At 67.5% G+C, this 308-nt stretch carries 1 protein-coding gene; it reads right to left on the reverse strand.

Features of this window, described 5'->3' with window-relative positions:
* The coding region (locus CYJ76_RS11975) for a chorismate synthase (protein ID WP_144043122.1) at positions 1–308 on the reverse strand (308 nt) is incomplete at both ends.

Raw genomic sequence — 308 nt, forward strand, 5'->3', positions numbered from 1 at the left:
CTCCGTCCGCCACTTCCCCGTCGGCCACATCGCTGGCCGCGTCAGACCAGTCGAGGCGCGTACCCACGTACTCCAGGTAGGACTGCACGTTGCGCTTCGTCTCTTCCACGGAGTCGCCTCCGAACTTCTTCAGTACTGCGCGAGCCAGCACCAGGGCAACCATGGTTTCGGCCACCACACCGGCAGCCGGCACGGCGCACACGTCGGAGCGCTGGTGGATGCCGGTGGCGGCCTCGCCCGTGGCCATGTCCACGGTCTTCAGTGCACGCGGAACGGTACTGATCGGCTTCATAGCGGCGCGGACGCGC

Origin of the sequence: Kytococcus schroeteri (assembly GCF_002847825.1) — a bacterium.
Classification (GTDB): domain Bacteria; phylum Actinomycetota; class Actinomycetes; order Actinomycetales; family Dermatophilaceae; genus Kytococcus; species Kytococcus schroeteri.